This window comes from Kitasatospora brasiliensis (assembly GCF_032654805.1).
Lineage (GTDB): Bacteria > Actinomycetota > Actinomycetes > Streptomycetales > Streptomycetaceae > Kitasatospora > Kitasatospora brasiliensis.
Window position 1 is genome coordinate 347636 of the sequence record NZ_JAUOOW010000007.1, and the last position, 18010, is coordinate 365645.

The 18010-nt window shown below is 76.9% G+C and carries 10 protein-coding genes; 4 read left to right on the top strand and 6 right to left on the bottom strand.

The window, feature by feature from the left end; all coding sequences use genetic code 11:
* Positions 1 to 21 precede the first annotated feature (21 nt).
* The 4 genes from QWJ13_RS27440 (at position 22) to QWJ13_RS27455 (ending at position 6463) form a co-directional block, all read left to right on the top strand.
* Entirely contained in the window at positions 22 to 3324 is a 3303-nt protein-coding gene (locus QWJ13_RS27440; protein ID WP_316527790.1) for a type I polyketide synthase, read from the top strand.
* Positions 3321 to 4865: an FAD-dependent monooxygenase gene (locus tag QWJ13_RS27445; RefSeq protein ID WP_316527791.1), complete on the top strand. Its 1545-nt coding sequence runs from the start codon at positions 3321 to 3323 to the stop codon at positions 4863 to 4865. Before QWJ13_RS27440 ends, QWJ13_RS27445 begins: the two co-directional genes overlap by 4 nt.
* 78 nt (positions 4866 to 4943) lie before the next feature.
* Entirely contained in the window at positions 4944 to 5456 is a 513-nt protein-coding gene (locus QWJ13_RS27450) for an allene oxide cyclase barrel-like domain-containing protein (protein WP_316527792.1), read from the top strand.
* A gap of 236 nt (positions 5457 to 5692) precedes the next feature.
* Positions 5693 to 6463 (top strand): AfsR/SARP family transcriptional regulator, encoded by a 771-nt coding sequence (locus QWJ13_RS27455; protein ID WP_316527793.1) that lies wholly within the window; start codon positions 5693 to 5695, stop codon positions 6461 to 6463.
* A 130-nt stretch (positions 6464 to 6593) separates the two neighbouring features.
* On the opposite strand, the gene QWJ13_RS27460 is transcribed toward QWJ13_RS27455, so the two are convergent.
* The 6 genes from QWJ13_RS27460 to QWJ13_RS27485 all read right to left on the bottom strand — a co-directional run bounded on the left by QWJ13_RS27460 (position 6594) and on the right by QWJ13_RS27485 (position 17927).
* Entirely contained in the window at positions 6594 to 9413 is a 2820-nt protein-coding gene (locus QWJ13_RS27460) for an ATP-binding protein (RefSeq protein ID WP_316527794.1), read from the bottom strand.
* 5 nt (positions 9414 to 9418) lie between these two features.
* Positions 9419 to 12085 (bottom strand): helix-turn-helix transcriptional regulator, encoded by a 2667-nt coding sequence (locus QWJ13_RS27465; RefSeq protein ID WP_316527795.1) that lies wholly within the window; start codon positions 12083 to 12085, stop codon positions 9419 to 9421.
* A complete protein-coding gene (locus QWJ13_RS27470; protein WP_316527796.1) occupies positions 12082 to 14892 on the bottom strand; it encodes an AAA family ATPase in 2811 nt (936 codons plus the stop codon). Before QWJ13_RS27470 ends, QWJ13_RS27465 begins: the two co-directional genes overlap by 4 nt.
* Before the next feature lie 280 nt (positions 14893 to 15172).
* A complete protein-coding gene (locus QWJ13_RS27475) occupies positions 15173 to 16000 on the bottom strand; it encodes a class I SAM-dependent methyltransferase (protein WP_316527797.1) in 828 nt (275 codons plus the stop codon).
* A 77-nt stretch (positions 16001 to 16077) separates the two neighbouring features.
* The gene (locus tag QWJ13_RS27480) at positions 16078 to 16872 is read right to left on the bottom strand and encodes a spermidine synthase (RefSeq protein ID WP_316528061.1); all 795 of its coding nucleotides are present in this window, start codon (positions 16870 to 16872) and stop codon (positions 16078 to 16080) included.
* Between the two features lie 53 nt (positions 16873 to 16925).
* Positions 16926 to 17927, bottom strand: coding sequence for an alpha/beta hydrolase (locus QWJ13_RS27485; protein WP_316527798.1), 1002 nt, complete (start codon positions 17925 to 17927; stop codon positions 16926 to 16928).
* Positions 17928 to 18010 lie beyond the last annotated feature (83 nt).

Genomic DNA, 18010 nt, shown 5'->3' on the forward strand with positions numbered 1-18010 from the left:
GCCGACGAGGAGAAGCCCACGATGTCCACCGAAGAGAAGCTGCTCGACTACCTCAAGTGGGTGACCGCCGACCTGCAGGAGACCCGGGACGACCTCCAGGACACCCGGGAGAAGCTGCGGGCCGCCGAGGAGGCGGCCGGCGAGCCGATCGCCATCGTCGCGATGAGCTGCCGCTACCCGGGGGACGTCCGCACCCCCGAGGACCTGTGGCGGCTCCTGGAGACGGGGACCGACGCCGTCTCGGACTTCCCGGTCAACCGGGGCTGGGACCTCGCGTCCCTGTGCCACCCCGACCCGGACCGCCCGGGGACGACCTACGCCTCCGGCGGGGGGTTCCTGCACGACGCGGGCGACTTCGGCGCCGAGTTCTTCGGCATCAGCCCGCGCGAGGCCACGGCCATGGACCCGCAGCAGCGGCTGCTGCTGGAGACCGCCTGGGAGGCGTTCGAAGGGGCGGGCATCGTCCCGGAGACGCTGCGCGGCAGCCGTACCGGCGTGTTCGTGGGGGTGGCGGACATGCGCTACGCGCCGCACCCGCACGAGGCCCCCGAGGAGTTCGAGGGCCAGCTGATGACCGGCACGTCGAGCAGCGTCGCCTCCGGCCGGATCTCCTTCACCTTCGGCCTGGAGGGCCCGGCGGTGACGCTGGACACCGCGTGCTCGTCCTCGCTGGTCGCCATCCACCTGGCCGTCCAGGCGCTGCGCGGCGGCGAGTGCGCGCTCGCGCTCGCGGGCGGTGCCACGGTGATGGCCACGCCCAACACCCTCGTCGAGTTCAGCCGCCAGCGGGGGCTGTCCCCGGACGGCCGCTGCCGGGCGTTCTCCGCCGGTGCCGACGGGACCGGGCTGGCCGAGGGCGCGGGCCTGGTCCTGCTGGAGCGCCTGTCGGACGCCCGGCGCAACGGCCGCCGGATCCTCGCGGTGGTCCGCGGCAGCGCGGTCAACCAGGACGGCATGAGCAACGGCCTGACGGCCCCCAGCGGGCCCGCGCAGGAGCGGGTGATCCGTCAGGCCCTCGCCAACGCCCGCCTCACCCCCGCCGACGTGGACGCCGTCGAGGCGCACGGCACCGGCACGCCCCTGGGCGACCCCATCGAGGCCCGGGCCGTGCTGGCCGCCTACGGGCGCGGCCGGCCCGCCGGACGGCCGCTGCGGCTCGGCTCGCTCAAGTCCAACGTCGGCCACACCCAGGCCGCGGCGGGCGTCGGCGGCGTGATCAAGATGGTGCTGGCGATGCGCCACGGCGTGCTGCCGAAGACCCTGCACGTAGGCGAGCCCACCCCGCACGTCGACTGGTCATCGGGGGCCGTCTCGCTGCTCACCGAGGCGGCGCCGTGGGAGACGGACCCGGGCCGCCCCCGCCGGGCGGCCGTCTCCTCCTTCGGGATCAGCGGCACCAACGCCCACCTCGTGCTGGAGCAGCCGCCCGCCGTCGAGGAGCCGGCGGCCGGGAAGGCCGCGCCGGAGGGCCCGCTGCCGTGGGTGCTGTCGGCCCGCACCCGCGCCGCCGTACGGGCCCAGGCCCGGCGGCTGCACCGCCACCTGCTCCAGCACCCGGAGGCCGGGGCCGCGGACGTCGGCCTGTCGCTGGCGACCACGCGGACCCACTTCCCGCACCGCGCCGCGGTCGTGGGGCGGGACCGCGAGGAGCTGATGGCCTCCCTGGCGAACCTCGCCCGGGACCGCGGCGCGTCCGGGCTCGTCCGCGGCACGGCGGCCGGGTCGGGCGGCACCGCCTTCCTGTTCACCGGCCAGGGCAGCCAGCGGCCGGGCATGGGGGCCGAACTGGGCCAGGCCTTCCCGGTCTTCGCGAAGGCGTTCGGCGAGGTCTGCGACCACCTGGACGTGCACCTGGAACGTCCGCTGCGCGAGGTCGTGTTCGCCGCGCCGGACAGCCCGGAGGCGGCGCTGCTGCACCGCACCGCCTACGCCCAGCCCGCGCTGTTCGCCCTGGAGACGGCGCTGTACCGGCTGCTGCGGGCCTGGGGGATCACGCCCGACCGGCTCGTCGGGCACTCCCTCGGCGAGCTGACCGCCGCGCACGTGGCCGGCGTCCTCGACCTGCCGGACGCGGCCGAGCTGGTGGCCGCCCGGGCGCGGCTGATGGACGCGCTGCCCGAAGGGGGCGCCATGATCGCCGTGGAGGCCGAGGAGGCGGAGGTCCTGCCGCTGCTGGCGGACCGCGCGGACGTCCTCGGCATCGCGGCCGTCAACGGCCCCCGGGCGCTGGTGCTGTCCGGGGAGCGGGAGGCGGCCGAGCGGGCCGCCCGCTCCTTCGCCGAGCAGGGGCGCCGAACCACCCCGCTGCGGGTCAGCCACGCCTTCCACTCTCCGCTCATGGAGCCCGCGTTGGAGGAGTTCCGGGCGGTCGCCGCGACGCTGGCCTACCACCCGCCGACGATCCCCGTGGTCTCGCTCGTCACCGGCCGCCCGGCCACCGCCGGGGAGCTGGGCTCGCCCGACTACTGGGCCGGGCAGATCCGCGCGACCGTCCGCTTCCACGACGGCGTCCGCCACTTGGCCGACGCGGGCGTGTCCACCTGCCTCGAACTCGGCCCGGACGCCGTACTGACCTCCCTGGCCCAGCTGAGCCTGCCCGCGGGCGAGGCGGTGTGCGCGCCGGTGCTCCTCAAGGGCCGGCCCGAGGCCCCGCGCGCCCTGGACGCCCTCGCCCGGGCCTGGGCCAACGGCGCGGAGGTGGACTGGGAGGCCGTCCTGCCCGACGCGCGGCGCGTCGACCTGCCGCCCTACGCCTTCCCCCGGCGGCGCTACTGGCTGGAGTCGGCCGCCGTGCGCGGCGCGCGCCGTACGAGCGGCGGCGAAGCGGAGTTCTGGACCGCGGTGGCGGGCGCGGACCTGGACGCGCTGGCGGAACGCCTGGAGCTGGACGACGGCCGCCGGGCCGCGCTGGGCGAGGTGCTGCCGGCCCTGTCCGCCTGGTGGAACCGCCGGGCCCCGCACGCCCCGGACGGGGCCGCCGAGCCGCCCCGGGCCCTGGAGGACACCGAGAAGCAACGGCGGCTGGCCGAGGGCCTCGCCGGCGCCTCCCCCGAGGAGCAGGAGCGCGTCCTGCTGGACATCATCCGCACCCACGCCGCCGCCGTGCTAGGCCACGACACGCCGGACGCCGTCCAGGCCGAAGTCACGTTCCAGGGGGCCGGCTTCTCCTCCTTCACCGCCCTCGACCTGCGCAACCGCCTGTGCGAGGCCACCGGGCTGCTGCTGGAACCGGTCGTGGTCTACGACCACCCGGATCCCGTGTCCCTCGCCCGGTACCTGCGCACCGTCCTCAACCCTCCGCACACCAAGGAGTCACCCGCATGACGACGAACGAGACCCGGCCACCGGTGGTGGTCTGCGGCGCCGGACCGACCGGCCTGATGCTGGCCGCCGAACTGCGGCTCGCGGGCGTGGAGGTGGTGGTCCTGGAGCGGCGCCCGGGGTTCACCGACGACCGCGAGTCTCGCGCGCCGGGGGTGTACGCCCGGACGATCGAGATCTGGGAGCAGCGCGGGATCCTCGACCGGTTCACCGGCAGCCGTACGGGCCGCTACAGCCACTTCGCGCTGCTGCCGGTCGGCATCGACCTCGGCCGGCTCGACAGCCCGCACGCGGTGCTGCTGTTGCCCCAGGCGCGCATCGAGCGGGTGCTCGCCGAGTGGGCGCAGGAGCTGGGCGCCGAGGTCCGGCGCGGCCACGAGGTGACGGGGCTGCGCCAGGACGCGGACGGCGTGGACCTGGAGGTGACCGGTCCGGACGGCCCGTACCGGCTCCGGGGCGCCTACGTCGTCGGCTGCGACGGCGGCCGCAGCACGGTCAGGTCGCTCCTCGACGTCGAGTTCCCCGGGACCGACGCCACGGCGGACGTCCTGCTGGCCGACGTCTCCGGGATGAGCCGGGACCTCCCCGGGCTGCGGCAGCGGCCCTTCCCCTTCGTGCGGAGCGAGCGCGGCTGGCTCGCGGTCTCCGCCGTCGCGGTCTCGACCGCGGGCGAGGACGTCCTGCGGTTCATCGTCGGCGACTTCACCCGGCCGCCGGTGCGGCGGGCCGCGGCACCGACCTTCGAGGAGGTCTGCGAGAGCGTCGCCGCCGTCGCCGGCATCGACCTCTCGGGCGCGACGCCGCAGTGGCTGAGCCGGTTCGGCAACACCACCCGGCAGGCGGCGCGCTACCGCGTCGGCCGAGTGCTGCTGGCCGGTGACGCGGCGCACGTGCACCCTCCGTTCGGCGGCCAGGGGCTCAACCTGGGGGTGCACGACGCGGTGAACCTCGGCTGGAAGATCGCGGCCGAGGTCGACGGCCGGGCGCCCGCGGGCCTGCTGGACAGCTACCAGCGGGAGCGCCATCCGGCCGCGGCCCGGGTACTGCTCAACACCCGGGCGCAGAACGTCCTGATGACCGCGGGCCCGGACATCGACGCGCTGCGCACGGTCGTCGCGGAGACCCTGGAGTCGGTCGAGGTGAACGACCGGCTGGCCGGGGAGCTCAGTGCCGTCGACGTGCGCTACGACCTCGGCGGTGCCCACCCGCTGGTGGGCAAGCGGATGCCGCACCGCGAGCTGACCGCTCCGGACGGCGCCGTGTACGGCAGCCTGGGCCTGCTGGAGCGGGCGCGCGGGGTGCTGCTCGACCTGGCGGGCGCGCCCGAGCTGAAGGCCGTCGCCGACGGCTGGGCGGACCGGGTGGACGTCGTCACCGCCACCTGCGCCCGGGCCGCGGCCGACGACCTGTCAGCGGTGCTGATCAGGCCGGACGGGCACGTCGCCTGGGCCGCGCCCCAGGGCCGCACGCCCGACCCGCGGGAGCTGGAGGAGGCCCTGCGCCGCTGGTTCGGGGCCGCGTCCGCGGCACCGGACGGCCACTGAGCCCCCCCCCAAGCCCCTTGCTCCCTCCGAAGTTCCCTCGTATCCCCATGAAGTCCCCTGTAAACGAAAGGTTTTGACATGCGTCTGATCGACCCGTTCCGCGCGGCGGTGGAGATGTGCCCCGAGTGCGCGGCCTCGATGGTCACCGAGCCGATGGCGGTGGCGGAGAAGCCCGCGGGCGACTGCTTCGCGCTCACCGGACTGTCCGAGACGGTGAATCTCGACTACACGGCGGTCGCGGAGAACGGCTTCAACGCCGGCGACCGCAGCACCCACACCGACGAGTTCTTCGACGCCGACGGCAACTCCGTGGGCCGCCTGGTCGGCCACAGCTGGAAGGTCGTCAACCGGCCGTCCGACGGCCACCTGATGGCCTTCTACCGGGAGGAGATCACCCTGCCGGACGGGGAGATCCAGACGGCGGGCTGGATCGACGTCAACGCCATCCTGGCCGGCGAGTGGCAGGTGCTCCACGCGGTGGGCACCGGAGGCCGCCTCATCGGCAAGGTGGGCGTGCGGGAACTGCGCAGCGAGGTGCTGCGCCACCGGTTCCAGGCGAACCTCGTGCTGTGCGGAGCGGCAGGCCACTGAGTGCCCCGGGGCGGCGGTTCGCCGCCGCCCCGTACTCCCTCCGAATGTGGCGGTGGGGCGCCTCCGTACCAGGCGGCGGTTCGGTCCGAACCGCACCGCAGCCTTCTTCCGCTTCGTTGACCGCGTCGATCACCGCCGGTTAGGTTGCCATTACGGCCGGATGACATTGCGTCAGATTCCCTTCCGCCATTCCCGCCACATCGAAGCGGCTACCCCACCGATTACTGGAGTACCACGTGCGATACAGCATTCTCGGAAAGCCCCACGTCCTCCACGGCGACGAACCGGTTTTCGTCTCGGCGCGAAAGAAGGAGATCGTCCTCGCCTCGCTGTTGGCCCGGGCCAATCACGTGGTGTCGCTGGAGGAGCTCATTTCCGAGATATGGGGCGGGAATTCACCACTGCGGGCGACCACGGCGGTGCACGTCCGGATCTGCGAGCTGCGCAAGCTCCTGCGCTCCTGCGGCATGGCCGAGAGCCCGATCGTCACCCGCTCCCCCGGCTACTTCATCCACGTCGAGCCCGGCGAGCTCGACGTGCACGTGTTCAGCCGGCTGGCCGAGGAGGGCCGGGCCGCGGCACGGGCCGGGGCGCACCACGAGGCCGTCGAGAAACTGCGCGCCGCACTGGAGTTGTCGCAGGAGACGGCGCTCGGCGGACTGCGCAGCGGCCCCATCATCAACGGATTCGTGAACTGGCTCGACCAGGCCCGGCTGGACTGCACCGAGCAGTGGATGGAATCGGAACTGACACTGGGCCGGCACCGTGAGGCGGTGGGCCGGCTCTATTCGTTATTCGGCCAGCACCCCCTGCACGAGGCGTTCCACCGACAGCTCATTCTGGCGCTCTACCGCTGCGACCGGCGGGCGGACGCCCTGCACGTCTACCAGGTGGCCCGCGGTGTCCTGCGGAAGGAGCTCGGCCTCGAACCCTGCCTGGCCACCCGCCGGGTCCACCACGCGATCCTCACCGCGGACGACCACCTGTACGCGCGGGCTTCCGCCTGACGGCGCCGGGGGCGGGCCTGCGGTCGCTCCGGCCGCGGGGCCCCGCCCGGCCGCACGCTCGACGGCCGTCCGTCCGCTCCACCGTCCGTCCGCTCCACCGCCCGTCCGCTCGACGGCCGGGCCCGGCGGCTCAGCCGCATCCGGACGCGCGCAGCGCCCCGGCCAGTTCCGAACGCCCCCGGACGGCCAGCTTGCGGTAGACGGCGGTGAGGTTCTTCTCCACCGCCCGTCGGCTCACCCCCAGTTCGCCGGCGATGGCACCGTTCGGCAGTCCGCGGGCCACCATCCGGGCCACCGTGAGCTGCACCGGGGACAGGCCGCGGACCGGATCCGGCGCCGGTCCGCCCAGCAGCGTGCGGGCGCGGGCCGAGAGCGCGGGCAGCCCGCAGGCGTCGGCGAGCGCGGCGCCCTCGCGCAGCAGTTCCGCCGCCCGCGGGCGTCCCTCGCGGGCCTCCAGGCCGCCGAGCCGCACCAGCGCCCGGGCCAGTTCCAGGCGGTGGTGCGAGACCCGCAGCACGTCCACCGCCTCGCGCAGCAGCCCCCGTCCGCGCTCCCCGCCGGCGAGCGTGCCGTGCACGCGCAGGGCCCGGCCGAGTTCGGCGGGGGCTCCCCAGGCCCGGGCCCGCTCGCACTCCTCGCGCATCAGTTCCTCGGCCGCCCGCACGTCGTCGAGGCGGCGGTGGGCGAGGGCCGCCCAGGTGCGCCAGGGGCCGAGCACGGTGTTGCGCCGGCCCTCCCGTTCCAACCGCCTGCCGCAGGCGAGGAAGTGGTCCAGGGCGGTGGCGTCGTCGCGCCGCTGGAAGGCGCGTACGCCGCGGAGCATCCGGTGGGCGACGCCGCGGCGGACGTCGGTGAGGTCTCCGTAGGCGGAGCCGGAGTCCTGCGCCAGGAGGCGGTCGCACAGCTGCGCGTCCATGGTCTCGACGGCGACGGCGGCCAGGGCGAGGTCGGCCGCCGGGTCGGCCTCCCACTGCTCCCCCGCGAGCCGGCGGGCCTCCAGGGCCAGGGGCAGGGCCCCGGCCACGTCCCCGGACCGCAGCCGTACCAGGGCCAGTTCGGTTCCCGTGATCACCTGGGACACCACGGCCCGCTGCCGTACGGCGCGTGCCAGGAGCGTCTCCAGCCAGGCCGCGAGGTCGGTCAGGTCGTCCGCCACCACGAGCGTGACCGCCAGCAGCGGCAGGGCGGTGTACGACAGCTCCGGCAGCGCCGGTTCCCGCTCCAGGACCTGCCGGGCGAGCCGGACGGCCTCCTCCCGCGCGATCCCGCCCGCGGCCACCGCGTCGTGCAGCAGCACGGTCACCAGCTCGCGCTGGGCGCCGGTCCCCAGTCCGGGTTCCGGTCCCAGTTCCCGCAGCCGCCGCACCGAGTCGGCGAGCCGTCCGGGAGCGACGGGCTGCGCGCACCGGACCCGGGCCTCCAGCCGCAGCGCCACCTCGCGGCCGGCACCGCTCGCCGCGCGGCCGGGATCGAGCGCGGCGAAGACCTCCCGGAACAGGCCGACCGTCTGCGGCGGCGCCGTGTCGAAGACGAGCGGCGAGACGCGCAGCAGCGCCGCCGCCCGCTGCTCGGCCGAGGGCAGCAGGGGCACCGCCTGGGAGATGTGCCGCGCGGCCGTCCAGGGGTCGGTGATCCGCTCGGCACCGGCCAGGTCCACCAGGACCACGGCGCGGTCCTCGCCGTCCGGGGAGGCCTCCTGGAGGGCCCGGCGCAGGAAGCGCACCGCGTCCTCGGGGGCGCCGCGGTCGAGCGCGGCATCGGCGGCCGCGCGCAGCACGGTGACCGTCCACGCCGCGTCGGACGGGGCCGAGGGGGACGTCGCCATCAGCCGGGCGGCGATCTGCTCGGCCGGGTGGCCGGCCCGGAGGAGGAGCACGGCCGCCCGGCTGTGGAGCCGCTGCTGCTCCTCGACGGTGGCGGTCTCCTCGGCTGCGTCCCGGACGACGGGATGGGCGAAGACCGGCACCGGCGAGCCGGGGCGCCGACGGATCAGGCCCAGTGCCCGCAGGGCCCGTTCGGCCGCGCGGCAGCCGACCGCGTCCAGCTCCGCGAGCCGCGCCAGGAGCTCCGGCTCGGCCTGGTCCCCCAGGACGGCCATGGCCCGCGCGAACTCCGGTAGCGGCGAGGGGAGTTGTTCCAGCCGCAGGGCGAGCCGCTCCCGGAGGTCGGGCGGGCTGACCCGCGCGGCCCGCTCGCCGCACTCCGCGACCGGCCGCAGCCCCGCCCGGCGCAGGGTGTGGGCGATGGCGGCGGTGACCATCGGGCTGCCCCCGGCAGCCTCGTGGCAGGCCCGGACGAACGCGTCGTCGGCGGGCTCGCCGAAGCTCCGTTCCACCAGCGCCCGGGTGCCGCGGGGGGACAGCGGGCGCAGCCGCAGGGTGCGGCCGGCCGCGGCGAGGAGGTCCCGCACCAGGGGCGTCCCGGCTTCGGGGTCGCCGTCGGCGAGGGTCAGCACGACCGTGACGGGCCGCGCGGTGGGCCGTCTGGCGAGGTACGCCAGCCAGCGCAGCGAGGCCTCGTCCGCCCAGTGCGCGTCGTCCACCGCGATGAGCAGCGGCTGGTCGGCGGCCATCCGGGCGGTCAGCGCGCGCAGTTCGCGCAGCAGCCGCGGGTGCGCGCCGTCCTCCGGGGCGGGCGCCTCCTCGGCGAGGACGGTCCGGACGGCCTCGGCGTCCGCGCCCAGCCACCGCTCCCGGGACGCCGCGCCCGCGAGTGCCGGTTCGAGGAGCTGGCGCACCACGCCGTACGGGAACTCCCGCTCCGGGCGCGCCGCGTCGGCCCGTAACACCCGTGCGCCCCGCTGCTCGGCGAGCCGCGGGAGGTGGTCGAGCAGCTCCGTCCGGCCCGCGCCCCAGGCTCCGGTGACGACGGTCAGTGAACTGCCGCGGGCCGCGGCGGTGTCCAGGGCGTCGGCCACCGCGCGCAGTTCGGTCTCCCGTTCGCACAGCAAGGGAATCAGTCCTCCTGGGGGATGAGGCGGGCGAGGTCCTGCCGGCCGGAGGCGCCGAGCTTCCGGTAGGCCCGGGTCAGGTGCGTCTCCACCATCCGCCGGGACACCGAGAGCCGCCGGGCGACGGCGGCGTTGGTCAGGCCGCCCCGGACCAGTTCGGCGACGCGCCGCTCGGTCTCGGTGAGTGTCCGCCCGGCCTCCGGGCCCCGGCCGCCGGCGGCCTCCGCCGTGGTGTCCCACGACGGTCGGAGGGCAGCGGGCCCACCGGTCAGCTCCCGGACCCGGCGGGCGCGGCGGGGGGTGGCCCACTCGGGCGGGGTGGCGTCCCGTAGCAGCCGGGCCGCCGCGGCCCTCGCCTCGGCGGCCGGCTCGCCCTCGGTCACCCGGCCCAGGGCGAGCAGGGCCGTGCCGACCGCGCTCGCGCTCCCCCACGCCTCGGCCGCCGCGTGCTCCGCCTTCGCCAGGAGTTCGGCTCCGGCCCGGTCCCCGCGGCCCAGCCGGGCGACGGCCGCGGCCGAACGCCACGGCACGACGGCCGGGTTGGTCCAGCCTCTGGCCAGCAGTCCGCGCCCGCATTCCAGCAGGTCGGACAGGGCCGCCCGGTGGTCGCCGGTGCGCAGCCCCAGCAGGCCCCTGGCGTGCAGGAACATCGGCCACCACAGGCCGTTCACCGCCAGGACGGGCAGTTCGGCCGCCGCGCACCGGGCCGCCTCGTCCACCTCGTCCCGCTCCAGGTGCAGCAGCAGACGCATGGCCAGGAGCAGCGGTCCGGCCTTGACGGGCGCGGAGCTGGGCAGCACCGCCCACTCGACCTCCGCGAGGTCCCGGTCCGCCTCCTCCAGCCAGCCCCGGCGCAGTGCCACCGCCGCGCGCAGGCTCAGCGCCGCCGTGACGGTGGTGCCGACGCCCCGGCTCCGGGCCTCGGCGACGATGTCGTCGAGGCCGGCCGCCGCCGCCTCGTAGGCGTCCGTCAGGGCCAGCGTGTAGCAGGCCGCCAACCGGGCGGTGAACAGCGCCGGATGACCGCGGTCGGGGCGCAGCGCGGCTTCGGCCAGGGTGCGCACCCGGGCGAGCGGCAGGCTCTGGGCGAGGGCCGAGCGCAGGGCGAGGACGCCCGCCTGGGCGGGGCCGTCCGGTGGCGCGCACAACGGCGGGACGTCCGGCACGTCCACGCCCTCCGCCGGCGCCGCTCCGTCTCCGATCAGCCAGTACAGGGCCTGGAAGGCGCTCCGTTCCGCCGGGCCGGCCCCGGGCAGGGACCAGGCCACTGCCGTGCCGCGGCGCACCGTGGCCGCGTGCCCCCACACGGCGAGCAGGTCGGCGGCGCGCAGCCGGGCCGCGGGGGGCACGTCGGGCTTCGGGTCGTGCAGCACGCTCCACAGGGCGCGTTCGCCGCTGTCGGGGGCGTCGGTCGAGACGGCCGCGCCCAGGTCGACGAGCAGTCTCGCCCGCTGCTGGGGTGCCAGCGGTTCGGCCAGCGCGCGTTCCAGCAGGCGGGCCGCGCGGGCGGGTTCGGTGCCGCGGTACCGGGCGGCGGCGCCGGTCAGGGCGTCCGCCGCCCAGCCGGCGCCGCCGGGCCGGGCGCCCAGGAGCAGTTCGGCCAGCGCGGCGTCGGGCAGGGCGGTGCGGTGGCCGAGCGCGGCGGCGCGGGTGCACAGGTCCTCGCGCTGGCGCACGGTGAGTCCGGCGAGCACCCGGTCGGCCACGCCCGGCGGCGCGCTCGGGTGGTCCGGGTCCGTGACCAGGCCGGCGGCGGCCAGCAGGCGCAGGGCGCGGGGAGCGGGCAGGGTGCGCAGTGCGGCCAGTTCGCACAGCTGGGGCAGGCCGAGGTGGGGGCCGCCCACGGCGATCGCGCGCAGCAGGGCGGCGAGTTCGGGGCCGAGTCCGTCCACGAGCCTGGCGGTGCGGTCGCCGACCGCTTCGGCCGCGCGCCCCGGCAGGCAGGCCGCGGCCTCGGCGGTGGGTCCGAGGCCGTCGGCCGCCAGCGAGTCCAGGACGGCGCGCAGCACCGCCGGGTTGCCCTCGCACGCGGCATGGGCCGCCTCGGCGAACGCCTCCTCGACGGGCCCGTCGCCGTGGAGGGCCAGCATCCCGGCCGTGCCCGCCCGGCTCAGCGGCCGCGGGGCGAGCCGCGCGGCCGTGCCGGGGAGGGCGGCCGGTACCGATCCGGGCGTTCCGGCGACGAGCAGGACGAGGGGCGCGCCGCGGGTGCGCCGGGCCAGGGTCTCCAGCCACCGTCGCGAGTCCGGGTCGGCCCACTGCACGTCGTCGACGGCGACCAGCAGCGGCCGCTCGCGGGCGGCCGTGAGGAAGGCCCGGCACGACCGGGGCAGTGGTCCGTCCGCCGGGTCGTCGGCGTCGTCCGCGCCCAGACGCGCGAGGAGTTGGGAGACGATGCCGAAGGGCCGGTCCGTCTCGGCCGGGGTGCCGTCCGCGCACGCGGCGGCGAGTCCCGCGTCGAGGGCCGCCGCGGCGGCGTACCGCAGGAGCGCGCTGCGCCCGGTGCCGGGAAGCCCCTCGACCGCGATCACCGCCGGGCGGCCGGAGCGCAGCCCGGCGACGGCCGCGCGCAGGGCCGCCGTCTCCGCGTCCCGTTCGACGAGGGCGTCCTGGCCGGCCGCCGGCTGCCGGCCGGGTGCGGGGGCGGTCGTCGCCGCCGTACCGCCGGTCATGAGGCGGCCGGGTCGGCGGCGTGGGCGGCGGGCCGGGCGAGGGCGCGGAGCGCGGCGGGCAGGTCGGTCCGCCCGGCCAGCCCGAGTTTGCGGTAGACGGCGGTCAGATGCGTCTCCACGGTGCGCCGGGAGAGGAACAGGGCCTCGGCGATTTCCTGGTTGGTGGCGCCCGCCGCCGCGGCCTCGGCCACCTGCCGCTCGGTCCCGCTCAGCGGTCCGGCGCCGGCGGCGGACCGGCGTGGGCGGTCGGCCCCCGCGGCGGCCAGTGCTTCTCGGGCCTTGGCCACCACGAGGAGCGAGCCGCAGCGCCGCGCCGTCTCGTGCGCGCGGGACAGGTGCGCGACGGCGCCCCTGGTGTCGCCGCGCACCGACAGCTCCCGGCCCAACAGGAGTTCGCAGCGGGCGCGGTCCAGCCGGGCCTGCGAGCGGGAGAGGGTCTCGACCGCGGCGGTCAGCAGCTCCACCCGGCGGTCGCCGCGGGCCGCCGTGCCCGCGGCGAGGAGGGCGTGGCCGAGCGCGTACGGGGTGCCCCAGCGGCGGGCCGCCGCCAGGCCCTCCTCGGCGAGGCCGACGGCTTCGGCGGTGCGGCCGAGCGCGGCCAGGGCCTGGACGGCCACGGTGCGCCAGGACGTCCACGCCGGGTCGCCCATGCCCACCTCCGCGAACCAGCGCTCGCAGCGGCGGGCGGCGGCCAGCGCGCCGTCCGGGTCGCCCGCGCGCAGCCGCAGCCCGGCCCGGCCGGCCAGGTACCAGGACCACCCGACGACCGACTGGCCCAGGCCGGAATCGGCCGCCCTGGCGAGCGCCGCCTCGGCGGTCCCGGCGGCTCCCAGCTCGCTCTGGACGTCGGCCCAGGCGATGAGCGGCAGCGCGAAGCCGGGGCTCTGCCGGGGCCGGCCCGCGCACTCCAGCGCGGCCCGCGCGTCGGCGACGGCACCGGGGAGGTCGCCGAGCCGGTGGCGCAGCCTCGACCGGTCCGCCAGCAGCCACCAGCGGGGCAGGCAGCCGCTGCTGTCGGCCATCGCCGGTTCCAGCGTCTCCAGTGCCCGGCCGGGCTCGTCGGCCAGGTGGAACAGCAGGGCCGCGTGGGCCCGCATCCAGTCCGGGGCGGCGGTGCCCTCGGCGCCCATCGCCCGGGCGGCGAGGTCGACCACCTCGCGGGCGGACACGCCCTCCAGGGCGCCCAGTTGGGCCCGCAGCAGCAGGCTGCCGCCCTCGGCGGGCTCGGCGGGCTCCCGCGCCACGGCCGCGCGCGCCCGCTGCCGGGCGGCGGCGAACGCGGGCTTCTCCTGCAGCCCGGCGGAGAGGGCGGCCGACTCGATCCTCCAGCACAGGTCTCGGTCGGCCTCGGCGCCGTCGGCGCCCGGTGCGGCGCGCAGGGTGTCGAGCGCGTGGGACAGCACGGCGAGCGCCGGACGGCCCGTGGCCTGCGCGGTCATTCCGAGCTGCAGCGCGACGGAGGCCCGCAGCCGGGCGTCGGCGGTCCGGTCCAGCAGGCTCCGCAGGGTCTCCAGCGCGGCCTCGGGGTCGGTGGCGGCCAGGGCTCCGGCCAGTTCCAGTCCGGTGCGCACCCGGCCGGGCTCGTCGTCCTCGTCCTCCAGCAGCCGTCGCAGGTACGGTGCGGCCAGGGACCGGTCGTCCTGTCGCCGCGCCCGCTCGGCCGCGTCGCGCAGCACGCCGCGCATCCACCCCTCGTCGAGCCGGGGGAGCTCCAACAGCCGGCTCGCCACCTCCGGGGCGGCGAAGCCCTCGTCGTTGAGGAGCCGGGCCGCGCCGGTGCGCAGCCGGGCCAGTTCGCCGGCCGGAACGGCCTCCAGGACCGCCGCGCGCAGGGCCTCCGGGCCCGCCGCGGCGAGGAGTCCGCCGTCGCGGTAGCCGCCGAGCACCGCCGGGACCAGTCGGGCCGGTACGCCGGCGAGCGCGCCGACGCGCTCGGGCGACGCGGGGTGGCCGGTGCCCGCCTCGGCCGCCGGGGAGCCGGTCCAGCCGAGCACGGCCGCGGCGCGCACCACCAGGAGTTCCGTCGCCGACAGTCCTCGTAGGTGGGCCCGTACCAGGGAGGCGTGGCTGCGGCGCCAGGCCGCGTCGACGTCGCCGACGGCACAGCCGCCGGGCCGTGCGCCGCTCCCGCGCAGCCGGGTCAGGAGGCGCCGGAGCAGCAGGGGGTTCCCGCCGGAGAGTTCCGCGCAGCGCCGCACGGCGGCGGCGCCGGGCGGCCGCCCCAGGCACCGTGCCGCGGCCGCGGCCACCTCGGCCTCGGTCAGCGGCCCGAGGGACAGCAGGCGGGTTCCCGGGCGGCGGACGATCCTGCCCAGGGCCTGGCCGGTGGGGCCGCCGGGGCCGCTGCCGGGCCCTCCCCAGGCCAGGACGGCCAGCAGCGGCAGGCCCTCCGGCCGGTGCAGCAGGCATTCCAGCCAGCGCAGGGAGCGCTCGTCGCACCATTGGGCGTCGTCGACGACCAGCACCAGGGGCCCGGGGGACGGCGCCGCCGGGACCAGCCGCTCCTGGCGGGGCGGCCCGGCCTCCCGCGGGTCTCCGAAGAGCCGGCCGACGGTGGCGTACGGCGTCTCCAGGGTGGTGCGGTGGCCGGCCGTGGACAGCACGGTGGCCCCGTCCGGGGCGCCGTCGCGCCGGAACCGGTCGAGCAGCGCCGTCTTCCCGCTCCCGGTGCCCCCGCGCACCACCACGCAGCGCGGCTTCCCGGCGCGGGCCTGCTCGGCGCAGGCGCGCAACGCGGCCAGTTCCGCGGAACGGCCGACCATCTCCCACTCGGCCGCCGGGCCGGACACTCTCTCCTTGCCGGACATGACACCCGTTCCTTTCGACCCGACCGATGGTGCGGCGCCGGTCGGAGCGGCCGTTCTCCCGTGCCGCCCCCACCGGTGCCCTCCGGATCGCCGCGTTCGGTGATCCAGTCGACCAAACGCGACACGACAGCGCCGTGGTTGAACCAGGGCGAAAGATCGTCCGGATTCACGGGGAACTAGGGCTCATATGACCCGGAATGACGGTAGGCGGCGGGCCCGGAGCGGAGTTGATCCAGAAGGCACTGGCTCGGATCCCCCAGTGCACCCGCGGGTGACCGGATCAGCGGGCCGCGAAGTCCAGGGCGGTGACGGAGGGACGGCGGGTGGCCAGCGGCGGGACGGTCAGCGCGAGCGGCAGCAGGGCGCCGACGAGCCCGCGTCCGCCGGTCGGCCGGACGTCCCGCACCGCCGCCACCGCCGGGTCGGCGGTGCGGAGCTTGTCCCGCTCGTCCGCGTCCATCGCCCACGGCATCGGCGGCGCCTGGTAGCCGTGGGCGCGCACCTTGCCCTGCCGGGCGAGTCGGCCGAACCAGCGCGGCACGGCGTCCAGCACGAGCGAGCCGCCCGGGAAGCGCTGCGCGCAGCCCGCGATCAGGGACCGCACCCGGGCCGGCGGAAGGTACATCAGCAGTCCTTGGGTGCTGATCAGCACCCCGCGGTCGCGGTCCACCTCGTCGGCCCACCCCAGGTCGGTGGCGTCGGCGGCCAGGTAGCGCTGGCGCGGGCCGGGCGGCAGCAGTTCCGCGCGCAGCGCCGCCGAGTCGGGAAGGTCCACGCTCAGCCAGCGGGCCCGCCCGTTGTCGACCCGCCAGTACTGGGTCTCCAGGCCGTCGCCCAGGCAGACCACCGTGCCGCGCGGCTCCCGGGCGAGGAAGTCCGTCACCTCGCGGTCGAAGCAGGCCGCGCGCAGGGCCTGGAGCTGGGCCTGCAGGCCACCGGTGCCGAACCGCTCCGCGAAGGGGTAGTCGATCCGGTCGACCAGCTCGACGGCCTTGGGGTCGTGCAGCACGGTGTCCGGCCGCCGCGCCTCCACCGCCCGGTGCCACAGCGTCCACAGTGCCGTCTCCGGCACCTGCTCCAGCTCCGGCCGCTCCCCGCCGCCACTCATCGCTCGCTCCTTCGGACGTGGGCGTGAATCCGCCGATTCTGACACCCGGCGGGGGCGCGTACGGGCCGACGCGCGGCTCAGCCGATGCTGAACGCGCCGTCCGGCGGGGGCGGGGAGTCGGTGGCCTCGGCGTCCGTGACCGGGGCGGTGCGGTCGATCAGCGCCGCCAGGCCGTCCCCCTCGGTGAGCCGGGCCGGGAAGATGTCGCCCGCGAGCAGCCGGGTCAGCTCGGCCGTCGGCAGCGGCGCCGTCGAACCGGCCAGCAGGATGTTGCCGTACCGGCGCCCGCGCAGCACCGGGGCCTCCGCCACCAGGCAGACGTACGGGAACACCGACCGCACCGTGGCCGCCTGGGCCTTGGCGAAGGCCAGCGGCGGGCCGTCGGCCAGGTTCGCCGCGTAGCAGCCGGCGGGGCGCAGCGCGGCCGCCGCCGGCCGCAGGAACTCCACCGAGGTGAGGTGGGCGGGGGTGCGCGAGCCGCGGAAGACGTCGGCGATCACCAGGTCCTGCGAGGCGGCCGGGACCTCGGCGAGGGCCGCCCGGGCGTCGCCGACGGTCGCGGTGATGTCCGCGCCGGGGCCCTGCCAGGGCAGCCGCTCGGCGACCAGCTCCAGCAGCGGCCCGTCCACCTCCACCACCCGCTGCCGGGAGCCGGGGCGGGTGGCGGCCAGGTAGCGGGGCAGGGTGAGGGCGCCGCCGCCGAGGTGCAGCACGTCCAGTGGCTGCCCGGCGGGGGCGAGGGCGTCGGCGAGGTGGCCGAGGCGCCGGGTGTACTCGAACTCCAGGTGGGTCGGCTCGCTGAGGTCGACGTACGACTGCGGGGTGCCGTCCAGGGTGAGCAGCCAGCCGCCGTCCCGGTCGATGTCGGGCATCAGCTTGGCGAAGCCGAGGTCGGTGGTGCGGCCGACCGGCACCGGCTCGTCGGTCACGCGCTCTCCCCGACGGGCTGGGCGTCGACGGCCTGGGCTTCGACAGCCGGCACGTCCAGGTGGGCGGCCAGCCAGCCGTCCAGCTCGGCGAACACCCGGGTGCGGGCCGCCTCCCGGGACAGCACCAGGTCGTGCATGCCGCCCTCGATCCGCACGATGGTGACGTGCCGCCCCAGCCGGGGCCCCTGCGCGGCGATGTCGTCGGCGCGCAGCACCGCGTCGGCCCGGTGCAGCCCGTCGTGCCACGTGGTGGTGGAGATCGACCGGGTCGAGGCCATCAGCAGCACCGGCACGTCGATGCCCAGCCCGTTCCGCAGCCGCTGGTGCCCCTGGTGGATCGCCGCCAGCCAGCCCGCGTACAGCGGGAAGCCCTCGGCGGGCTTGAGGGTGAGGTCGAAGTCCCACTCGCCCTTGTGGTCCTTGTGCAGGCTGTGGGTGTAGTGCGGGTTGAGCGAGGACGGCAGGACGCGGGTCGGCGCCAGCCGCCCGATCGCCGTCACGGCCGGCGCGCCGACCGTACGGACCGCGGGCCCGGCCGGCATCGACAGGAAGGGGCTGTTCAGGAAGAGCCCGTCCACCAGCCCGCGCCCGGCCCGCCGGCCCGCCCACAGCGCGGCGATCAGGCCGCCGGTGGAGTGCCCGTTGAGCAGCAGCTGCCGGTGCCCGTCCACGTCGCGGATGATCCGCACCGCCTGGTCGATCTCCTCGTCGTACTCGGCGAGGTGGCGCACGAAGTTCGGCGACTGGTGCGGGCGCAGCGAGCGGCCGTACTTGCGCAGGTCGAGGGCGTAGAAGGAGAACCCGAGCGCGGTGTAGTGGTCGGCCAGGTTGGTCTGGAAGAAGTAGTCGTTGTACCCGTGGATGTAGAGCACCGCGCGCTGCGCCCCGGGGACCAGCCGCCGGACGAGCGTCGCGCACACGGCTCCCTCGTCGTCCGGCCGCAGCGTCAGTTCGGCCGCCTCGTAGGGGGCACCCAGGATGTCTTCACGGAACTCCATGGACCCGACTGTACTGGCTGATCCTGGCCCGGCCCCGGCCTCGCCGACCTGCCGGGATGTGATGATCGCAATGCTTTCGACCG

What these genes read in the sequence shown, in the direction of transcription:
- QWJ13_RS27440 (WP_316527790.1), top strand. Translation starts at nt 22, where the DNA reads ATGTCCACCGAAGAGAAGCTGCTCGACTACCTCAAGTGGGTGACCGCC.
- QWJ13_RS27445 (WP_316527791.1), top strand. Translation starts at nt 3,321, where the DNA reads ATGACGACGAACGAGACCCGGCCACCGGTGGTGGTCTGCGGCGCCGGA.
- QWJ13_RS27450 (WP_316527792.1), top strand. Translation starts at nt 4,944, where the DNA reads ATGCGTCTGATCGACCCGTTCCGCGCGGCGGTGGAGATGTGCCCCGAG.
- QWJ13_RS27465 (WP_316527795.1), bottom strand. Translation starts at nt 12,085, where the DNA reads ATGACCGGCGGTACGGCGGCGACGACCGCCCCCGCACCCGGCCGGCAG.
- QWJ13_RS27470 (WP_316527796.1), bottom strand. Translation starts at nt 14,892, where the DNA reads ATGTCCGGCAAGGAGAGAGTGTCCGGCCCGGCGGCCGAGTGGGAGATG.
- QWJ13_RS27475 (WP_316527797.1), bottom strand. Translation starts at nt 16,000, where the DNA reads ATGAGTGGCGGCGGGGAGCGGCCGGAGCTGGAGCAGGTGCCGGAGACG.
- QWJ13_RS27480 (WP_316528061.1), bottom strand. Translation starts at nt 16,872, where the DNA reads ATGCCCGACATCGACCGGGACGGCGGCTGGCTGCTCACCCTGGACGGC.
- QWJ13_RS27485 (WP_316527798.1), bottom strand. Translation starts at nt 17,927, where the DNA reads ATGGAGTTCCGTGAAGACATCCTGGGTGCCCCCTACGAGGCGGCCGAA.